Raw genomic sequence first — 8,913 nt, forward strand, 5'->3', positions numbered from 1 at the left:
CGTCCGGAACAACGAACCCGTCGGACACACATCCAAACACGCCGCATGCGTGCAGTGCTTACACACATCCGACATCATCAACCACCGAAAATCCGTACGCTCCCCGACGCCCGTACCCCGCCCCGGCGGCTGCGCCCCCGGCATACCCAGGAACTGCGGCCCCGCGCCCGGCTCGGGCGGTCGGTCACGGTCGGCGTCGACCGGCGCGCCGAGGACGTCCGCCGGCGCGGGGCCGTGCCCCGCCCGACGCGGCTGCTCGATGAACGCCACGTGCCGCCACGAGTTCGCGGTCAACGCGCCCGTGTTGTCGTACGACATGCCCAGCAGGTCCAGGCCGCTCTCCGGGACGCCGTTCCACTCCTTGCAGGCGACCTCGCAGGCCTTGCACCCGATACACACGCTCGTGTCGGTGAAGAACCCCATCCGGGGTGGCGCGTTCTCATACCCGGCCTCGGGCGCCGGGTCCAACGGTCCGTAGAGGCTGTTCGGGTCAGGAATCACCGCTGCCCTCCCCGTCCTGCTCGGTGGTGACGGCCGGCGCGTGTCCACCAGGGACGATCCCGGCACGTCGTTGGTAGTCGGCCACCAGGTCGAGCAGCGCCGGCCCGGTGGGACGTCGGCCGGGCCGCACGTCGCAGGTGCCGACCTTGCTCTCCTGGATCAGGACGTTGGGGTCCAGGGTGATCCCGAACAGGTCGTTGGCCGAGTCGCCGGTGACCAGACCCTCGAAACCGAAGTGGTACGGCAGCCACACCTGGTGGATGACCCGTCCCTCCACCCGCAGTGGCGTGAGCCGGTCGGTGACCAGCACCTTCGCCTCGATCACCGCGCGACCGCTGACCAGGTGCGCCCACCCCAGGTGACTCAGCCCTCGCTCGGCGGCCAACTCGGGTGACACCTCGACGAACATCTCCGGCTGCAACTCGGCCAGCGTGCGGACCGTCCGGCTCATGCCGCCGGCGGTGTGGTGCTCGGTGAGCCGACTGACCGTGAACACGTACGGGAAGACCTGGCTGTGCTCCTGCGGCGGACTCGGGTTGACCGAGTTCACCGGGTGCGCGTACGACTTGCGCGTCGGGTTGGCCTGCTGGCGATAAAGCGGGTTACGCACCGGCGACTCGACCGGCTCGTAGTGGGTGGGCAGCGGCCCGTCCAGCACACCGCTGGGCGCGTAGAGCCAGCCCTTGCCGTCACCCTGCATGACGAACGGATCGTCACCGGCGATCCCCTCCGGACCGGACGCGCCGGCCGGCGGCCGGTACGACGGCGGTTTGGTCTTCTCGAAGTCCGGCACGTCGTAGCCGGTCCACTCGGCCCTGTCCGGGTCCCACCAGACGTACCTCTTGCGCTCGCTCCACGGGTTGCCGTCCGGGTCGGCCGAGGCACGGTTGTAGAGGATGCGGCGGTTCGCCGGCCACGCCCAACCCCACTCGGCGGCCACCCAGTCCTGCTCGTGTCGGGACTTGCGCCGGGCCGCCTGGTTCACACCGTCGGCGTACACCCCGGTGTAGATCCAGCAGCCGACGGCGGTGGAGCCGTCGTCGCGGGCCTCGGCGAAGCTGGCCAGCGGGCGGCCGGTGGTCACGTCGTACCCGTTGATCTCGCGCAGCACCGACTCGGCGCTCGGCTCCGCGTTCGGGCCGTGCGTGGGGTAGTCCCAGGTGAGGTCGAGCAGCGCCCGGTCGCGCGGCAACGGCGAACCGGCCAGCTTCTCGCGCAGCTTACGGCCGAGGTGGTAGAAGAACCACAGCTCGGAGCGGGCGTCGCCCGGCGGCTCGACGGCCTTCTCCCGCCACTGCAACAACCGCTGCGTCTGGGTGAACGTGCCCTCCTTCTCCACGTGCGACGCCGCCGGCAGGAAGAACACCTCGGTCCGGCACTCCTCGGGCACGATCTCGCCGGTGGCCACCTCGGGGCCGTTCTTCCAGAACGTCGCACTCTCGATCAGGAACAGGTCCCGGACCACGAGCCAGTCGAGGTTCGCCATGCCGAGACGTTGGGCACGGCCGTGCGCCGACCCGACGGCCGGGTTCTGCCCGAGCAGGAAGTAGCCCTTCGTCTTCCCGTCGATCATGTTGAGGACCTGCTGGTAGGTGCCGTGGTCACCGGTCATCCGGGGCAGGTAGCCGTAGCCGAAGTCGTTCTCCGGCGTCGCGGCATCGCCCCAGTAGGCCTTGAGCAGGCTGGCCGCGAACGACCGCGCGTTGCCCCAGAAGCCCTTCTGCCCCGGGTGCCGGATGCTGTCCACCCAGTCGTCGAAGGTGGGGTGGTCGGCGTGGTGGGGCATCGGCAGGTAGCCGGGTAGCAGGTTGAACAGGGTCGGGATGTCGGTGGAGCCCTGGATGCTGGCGTGTCCGCGCAGCGCCATCACCCCGCCACCGGGACGGCCCATGTTGCCCAGGAGCAGCTGGATGATCGCCCCGGCGCGGATGTACTGCACGCCGACGCTGTGCTGTGTCCAGCCCACCGAGTAGACGAGCATGCCGGTGCGTTCCCGGCCGGAGTTCGCGGTCCAGGCCTGGGCCAGTTCCAGGAACTTGTCCTGCGGGATGCCGCAGACCCGCTCGACCATCTCGGGGGTGTAGCGGGCGTAGTGCCGCTTGAGGATCTGGTAGACGCAGCGCGAATGCCGCAACGTCTCATCGCGCTGCGTCTGCCCGCCCACACCCGCGCCGTGCGACTCGTGCTCCAGGCCGGCGGCGGTGTCCCGCTCCATCGCGGTGTGTCCGCTGCCCGAGGAGTCCTCGTGGCCCTCGTACTGCCAGCTGTCCTGCACGTAGCTGCCGGTCTCGGGATCGAAGCCGGAAAAGAACCCGTCGCCGTCCTCGGTGTCCTCGAACTGGTCGCTGACGATGGTGGCGGCGTTGGTGTACGCGAGGACGTACTCGCGGAAGTCCAACTCGTTGTCGAGGATGTACCGGATCACCCCACCCAGCAGCGCGATGTCCGTGCCCGCCCGGATCGGCAGGTACGCATCAGCCACCGCACTGGTGCGCGTAAACCGCGGGTCGACGTGGAAGACCTTCGCCCCACGGCGCTTGGCCTCCATCACCCACTGGAACCCGACCGGATGTGCCTCGGCCATGTTGGAGCCCTGGATGACGATGACGTCAGCGTTGGCGATGTCCTGCTGGAAGTCCGTCGCACCGCCACGACCGAAGCTGGCCCCCAGACCGGGGACGGTGGCGGAGTGTCAAATACGGGCCTGGTTCTCGATCTGCAACGCCCCCATCGCGGTGAACAACTTCTTGATGAGGTAGTTCTCCTCGTTGTCCAGCGTCGCCCCGCCCAGACTGGAGATCCCCAGCGTGCGGTTCAGCGGCCGGCTCTGCTCGTCCACGTCCTCCCAGGTCTCCTCGCGTGCCGCGAGGATCCGGTCGGCGATCATGTCGAGTGCCGTGTCGAGGTCGAGGTCCTCCCACTGCGTGGAGTAGGGCCGTCGGTAGCGGACCGTGGTCTGGCGCAACGGACTCGTCACCAGGCTCTTGCTCGCCGCGCCCTTCGGACACAACCGGCCCCGCGAAATCGGCGAGTCCGGATCACCCTCGATCTGCGTGACCTGCCCGTCCGCGACGAACACCCGCTGACCACAACCCACCGCACAGTACGGACACACCGACCGCGCCACCGAATCGGCGGTCTCGGTACGCGCCGTCAGCGACAGGGATCGCGCCGACTTGGCGGCGGCGCCCCGCCCGAGCGGGTCGGTGCCGGTGAGCTGGCGGTACACCGGCCAACCCTCGATGAACGTCCGCAGACCCATCCCCGACACCCCCTTCCACGCGAGCGACCTCACGAACATAGGTCAGATGAGGAGTCTTCGCTAATCGAGGGTCCGCCGCCCCTCGTGGGGTCGGTCCCGGCGGCCCAGGCGCCACGTCAGGGCCGGGACCACCACCGCCGCGGCGACGAGGTGCAGCACGACGAGAGCAGCGACGGTGGCGGCAGCCGCCCCGCAGAGCAGGGGCGGGACCAGCGAGATCGCGGTCAACGCCACCGCCGTCCACAGGAACCGCTCGGCGGGACGCGCGCTGAACCGACCAAGGGCGACGGCGAGGACGACGCCCACGAGCGAGAAGACGCCCGTCACCACGGCGAACCCGGCCAACGGGATCACCTCGCCGCCGTCGGGAACCGCGAAGTCGACACCGACGGCCTCGGCGAACGCGGCGACGAGGGTCGTCGCGACCACCGCCGCCAGAGTGGCGGCCAGACCGACACCCGCCAGCCCGCGGAGCCGGTGGCCACGGTTGGTCGGGGCCGAGACGGTCACTGCGCACCACCCGCCGGCAGACGCTGCGGCAGCCCGAGCCGCGCGAACTGGTCGTCGTGGAAGATGACGATCTCGGTGATCACCCCGCCGGCGACGCGCAGGACGTCGATGGTCAACGGCAGGTACGCGGCCTCGGCCTCCCGCCAGTGGTAGAACGCGACGGCGGGCTGCCGGTTCACCGAGGTGGGGACGCCGCGCAGACCCGTCACCTGGTCGAAGCCGTCCTCGACCCAGTCGTTGACGACCGCGTCCCGGCCGATGTATAGGCCCGGCGTGGGCGGCATCGAACAGCGCACGTCCTCGCGCAGCATGGTGGCGAGCCGGCCGATATCCGTGGCGACGCTCGCCTCGGTGAAGTGCCGCACCAGCTCGCGCGTCCCGGCGTCCTGGTCGCCACCGGTCCAGTCCTGCCGCTCGGCGGGCAGATGCTCCCGCATACCCGCACGGGCCCGCTGCAGGGCGCTGTTCACCGAGTTGACCGAGTCGCCGAGCAGGTAGGCGACGTCCTTCGCGGGCCAGCCGAGCACGTCCCGCAGGACCAACACGGCCCGTGGACGCGGCGCGAGGTGCTGCACCGCCACCACGTACGCCAGCTCGATCGTCTCCCGCGCGACCGCCGCCTTCTCCGGATCGTCCGCGTCGCCCGCCGGCAGCTCGTCGAGCAGCCGGTCCGGGTACGGCTGCAACCACCGCACCTCGCCGCCCCTGGCCGGCTCCGGACGGCACCGGGCCAGCAGGTCCAGGCAGGCGTTCGTGGCGATCCGGTACAGCCAGGCCCGCACCGTCGACCGCCCGGCGAACGTCTCCCGCCGCCGCCAGGCCCGCAGGAACGTCTCCTGCACCGTGTCCTCGGCATCCTCGAACGACCCGAGCATCCGGTAGCAGTGCACGTGCAACTCCCGCCGGTGCCGCTGCGCCAACCCCGCGAACGCCGACTCGTCGACGTCGGCCAGAGCGGGGTGTTCCTCCCGCCGCGTGTCCAGGTCCATCACGTCATGCTCCCGTCCCGTCGTGTTCCGTCACAGCTATGACGGGCGCGGGCACGAGAACTCATCACCCGGCGTCGGACGCTCCTGAGCGACACCCGGACCGGCTGGCGTTACCCTGACATCATGCAGGCCGTCTCGCCCCCCGCGACCGGCGTGGTCTTCCTGGCCCGCCCGGGTCGTCCGGCTGTCGTGGCGCGAACGCTCAGCGAACTGGCCGGCCCCACTCGCGGCGTGGTGGAGTTGCCGGTGCGGTTGATGTGGAACGCCGAACGCACCTTCGACCTCGGCGACCCCGACCAACTGCTCTGGATGTACGAGAACGTGCTGCGCGAGACGGCCAGCGCCGACGACCTGCGGGCCCTGATCAACGGGCGCACCCTGCGGCGGGTGTGGCGCCTGCTCAACCTTCCCCGAGGCGTCCGCCTCGCGTGGGAGAGCCGGCACCGCGGCCTGCGCGCGGCGTGATCGCACCACACCTGCACGATTTCTACCGGGAGGTGGCCCGGGTGGCGTTGACCGCCGCCGGGCCGTACCGGTTCGTGCTCGGAGGCGGCGTGGCCTGGGCGGCGCACGGCCTGGTCGCCCGGCCGACCGAGGACGTGGACCTCTTCGCCGACGTGGAGGGTGCCGCCGCCGCGGCCTCCGCCGGGGTGCGCGTGGCGTTGGAGCACGCCGGGTTCACCGTCTCCGACGCGGACCCGGACAGCGAACTCGCCGACCTGTTCGACGGGTACGGCCAGGACATGAAGGATTTCGTGGTCGCCCGCGACGGACGCCAGATCCGGCTCAGCCTGGCCCGACTCGACCGGCAGCAGAGCCCCGTGGTGATGGACCTCGGCCCGGTGATGGACGTACGGGACCTGGTCGCCAACAAGATCGCCGCGCTGGTCAACCGGCGGGAGGTCCGCGACTTCATCGACGTCGCGGCGGCGCTGGAGCACTACGACGTGACGCAGCTACTGGTACTGGCCCGGCAGGTCGACCCCGCCCTCGACCCGGACGACGTCCGCGCCGCCGGTCGCTACCTCGACCGGCTGTCCGACACACGGTTCGGCCGCTACGGCCTGAACGCGGACGACGTCGCACGGGTACGCCGACGCTTCGCCGCCTGGCCCCGCTGATCCCGGGTGACCGCCCCGGGCGACCAGCAGGATCACCTGGTCGGTCGACCGCCGGTCACTCGGGTCCTGCTGGGTGTGCTGGTCCTGGCTCACCGGATCTCCTCGCGCTGGTACGACCGGTAACGGCTATCCGGCGTCGTCCTGCGGAAACCGGGGCTGACGTGGCGGGAGTGACAGGCGCTGGTTATGGTGCGCGAGGCGCTCACGAGGCGCGTCAACCCCCATGGAAAGGCACGTCATGACCTCTTCCTCCGGTCCGTCGCGTCGCCAGGTGCTCGCCGTCGCCGCCGCCGCGGCGACCGCCCCGCTGATCGCCGCCGCCCCCGCCCAGGCGGCAGGCCCGGCCCGGTCGCGCACCTGGGACCTCACGCTGCTCGGCACGTCGGACACGCACGGCAACGTCTACAACTGGGACTACTACCGCGACGCCGAGTACGACGACAGCAAGCACAACGACGTCGGCGTCGCGAAGCTGGCGACCCTGATCAACCAGATCCGTCGCGAGCGGCGGGGCAAGGCGACGCTGGTGCTCGACGCCGGCGACACCATCCAGGGCACTCCCCTCGCGACGTACTACGCCAAGCAGGAGCCGATCACCGCCACCGGCGAGAAACACCCGATGGCGCGGGCGATGAACGTCATCGACTACGACGCCGTGACGCTGGGCAACCACGAGTTCAACTACGGCCTGCCACTGCTGGACCTGTGGATCCGCCAGCTCGGCTTCCCGGCCCTCGCCGCGAACGCGGTCAACGCGAAGACGGGCAAGCCGGCCTTCCTGCCGTACGTCATCAAGAAGGTCTCCCTCGGCTTCGCCGCGCCGACCCTGCGGGTCGGCATCCTCGGCCTGACCAACCCCGGGGTGGCCATCTGGGACCGAGGCAACGTCGAGGGCAAGCTGCGCTTCGACGACATGATCGCCACCGCCGCGAAGTGGGTGCCGATCATGCGGGCCCGCGGCGCGGACATCGTGCTGATCTCCGCACACGGCGGCGACAGCGGCACCTCCAGCTACGGCCCGGAGCTGCCCAACGAGAACCCGGTGGCGCTGATCGCCCAGCAGGTGCCGGGGATCGACGCGATCCTCTTCGGGCACGCCCACAACGAGGTGGTCGAGCGGTTCGTCACCAACGAGCGGACCGGCGCGCAGGTGCTGCTCTCCGAGCCCTCGAAGTGGGGCCAGCGGCTCACCCGGATGGACTTCACCCTCACCCGTGAGCATGGCCGGTGGACGATCACCAAGAAGGCCGCCACCATGCTGAACACCAACACGGTCGTCGAGGACCCGAAGGTGGTCGCGGCCGTGCGGGCCCAGCACGCCAAGACCGTGGCGTACGTCAACCAGGTGGTCGCCACCTCCACCGTGGAGCTGTCCGCGGCGGAGTCCCGCTACAAGGACACTCCGATCCTCGACTTCATCAACCACGTGCAGACCGAGGTGGTCGACGCGGCGTTGGCCGGCACCGCGTACGCGGACCTGCCGGTGCTGTCGATCGCGGCACCGTTCAGCCGTACCGCCGTCTTCCCGGCCGGCGACGTCAAGATCCGCGACGTGGCCGGCCTGTACGTGTACGACAACACCCTCGAAGCCGTCGTGCTCAGCGGCGCCGAGGTACGCGCGTACCTGGAGTACTCGGCGAAGTTCTTCCGCACCCTCGCCCCGGGCGCGACCGTCGACCCGGAGCAGATCAGCGACCCGGCGGTGCCGGACTACAACTACGACGTGATCTCCGGCCTGGACTACGACATCGACATTGCCAAGCCGGTCGGTCAGCGCATCACCCGGCTGGTGCTGCCCGGCAGCGACACCCCGGTCGCGGACGACGCGCAGTTCGTGGTGGCGGTGAACAACTACCGGCGCAGCGGCGGCGGTAACTTCCCCGGCATCGTGAAGACCCAGGTCTACAACGCGCAGCAGGAGATCCGCCAGCTGCTCATCGACTGGGCACAGACCAAGGGGACCATCAACCCGGACGACTTCTTCCAGCCCAACTGGCGTCTCGTCCGCGAAGGCGTGCCGGTCTTCTGACCGTGGTGTGGAGACGGGCCGTGGGTGACGACACCCGCGGCCCGTCCGCGCATCCTCAGCCCTGCACGTTCCAGCGGACCGGGTCCTCGGCCTTCTCCGGTCGGTCCCGCCCGGGATCGGTCTCGGTCAGCGCGACCTGATCCTCCGGGCGGACGGCGGGCGGAAGCTCCCCGAACCGGATGTGGCGCAGGAACGCGTACTCGTCGTCGGTGAACGGCTTCTCGGTCATCGGCGCCCCCTCACTCCCCTGCATTGTCCAACAGCGGGTCTCCCGTACAACGGTCCGTTGGCCGACAGCGTCGTGAGGTGCGCACCGCGCACCCCCTAGAGCATCCTAGGATCCTGGGCGTAAGAGTGCGGGCCCGGGAAAAGCGCGTCGATCTTGCACTTACGGTTGACGAAGTGTTCAGGTTCGGGTGGATTGTCGCCGCAGAAACTGCAAGATCGGCGGGGTGGGGGGCGGGGGCGCGGGGGGTGGGGGGGAGATCGCAAGAGCGACGA

At 70.1% G+C, this 8,913-nt stretch carries 8 protein-coding genes; 3 read left to right on the forward strand and 5 right to left on the reverse strand.

What is annotated here, in order from left to right; genetic code table 11:
• The 4 genes from ABZV06_RS31575 to ABZV06_RS31590 form a co-directional block, all read right to left on the reverse strand.
• Nucleotides 1-498, reverse strand: a 498-nt coding sequence (locus tag ABZV06_RS31575; protein WP_355625916.1) for a 4Fe-4S dicluster domain-containing protein, incomplete at its 3' end; no start/stop codon positions are given.
• Nucleotides 491-3,763, reverse strand: coding sequence for a formate dehydrogenase (gene fdh, locus ABZV06_RS31580; protein WP_355625909.1), 3,273 nt, complete (start codon nt 3,761-3,763; stop codon nt 491-493). The genes fdh and ABZV06_RS31575, both read right to left, overlap by 8 nt.
• A 60-nt stretch (nt 3,764-3,823) precedes the next feature.
• A complete protein-coding gene (locus ABZV06_RS31585) occupies nt 3,824-4,273 on the reverse strand; it encodes a DUF6069 family protein (protein WP_355625910.1) in 450 nt (149 codons plus the stop codon).
• Complete coding sequence (locus ABZV06_RS31590; protein ID WP_355625912.1) at nt 4,270-5,262, reverse strand: RNA polymerase subunit sigma-70; 993 nt, start codon at nt 5,260-5,262, stop codon at nt 4,270-4,272. The genes ABZV06_RS31585 and ABZV06_RS31590 overlap by 4 nt, the downstream gene beginning before the upstream one ends.
• 123 nt (nt 5,263-5,385) lie before the next feature.
• Between ABZV06_RS31590 and ABZV06_RS31595 the strand changes: the two genes are divergently transcribed.
• The 3 genes from ABZV06_RS31595 to ABZV06_RS31605 all read left to right on the forward strand — a co-directional run bounded on the left by ABZV06_RS31595 (nt 5,386) and on the right by ABZV06_RS31605 (nt 8,412).
• Nucleotides 5,386-5,727, forward strand: a complete 342-nt coding sequence (locus tag ABZV06_RS31595) for a hypothetical protein (protein WP_355249077.1) — start codon at nt 5,386-5,388, stop codon at nt 5,725-5,727.
• On the forward strand, nt 5,724-6,383 hold the full coding sequence (locus ABZV06_RS31600; protein WP_355249080.1) for a nucleotidyl transferase AbiEii/AbiGii toxin family protein: 660 nt from the start codon (nt 5,724-5,726) through the stop codon (nt 6,381-6,383). Before ABZV06_RS31595 ends, ABZV06_RS31600 begins: the two co-directional genes overlap by 4 nt.
• A 238-nt stretch (nt 6,384-6,621) precedes the next feature.
• Nucleotides 6,622-8,412, forward strand: a complete 1,791-nt coding sequence (locus ABZV06_RS31605) for a 5'-nucleotidase C-terminal domain-containing protein (RefSeq protein WP_355625914.1) — start codon at nt 6,622-6,624, stop codon at nt 8,410-8,412.
• Between the two features lie 55 nt (nt 8,413-8,467).
• Here the strand turns inward: ABZV06_RS31605 and ABZV06_RS31610 are convergent, their stop codons facing one another.
• Entirely contained in the window at nt 8,468-8,641 is a 174-nt protein-coding gene (locus tag ABZV06_RS31610) for a hypothetical protein (protein WP_355249086.1), read from the reverse strand.
• Between the last annotated feature and the right edge of the window lie 272 nt (nt 8,642-8,913).

It is taken from the genome of Micromonospora sp. NPDC005172, assembly GCF_040608555.1.
Taxonomy (GTDB): domain Bacteria; phylum Actinomycetota; class Actinomycetes; order Mycobacteriales; family Micromonosporaceae; genus Micromonospora.

Coding starts and splice junctions, on each gene's coding strand:
- ABZV06_RS31590 (WP_355625912.1), bottom strand. CDS start 5,262: ATGGACCTGGACACGCGGCGGGAGGAACACCCCGCTCTGGCCGACGTC.
- ABZV06_RS31595 (WP_355249077.1), top strand. CDS start 5,386: ATGCAGGCCGTCTCGCCCCCCGCGACCGGCGTGGTCTTCCTGGCCCGC.
- ABZV06_RS31605 (WP_355625914.1), top strand. CDS start 6,622: ATGACCTCTTCCTCCGGTCCGTCGCGTCGCCAGGTGCTCGCCGTCGCC.
- ABZV06_RS31610 (WP_355249086.1), bottom strand. CDS start 8,641: ATGACCGAGAAGCCGTTCACCGACGACGAGTACGCGTTCCTGCGCCAC.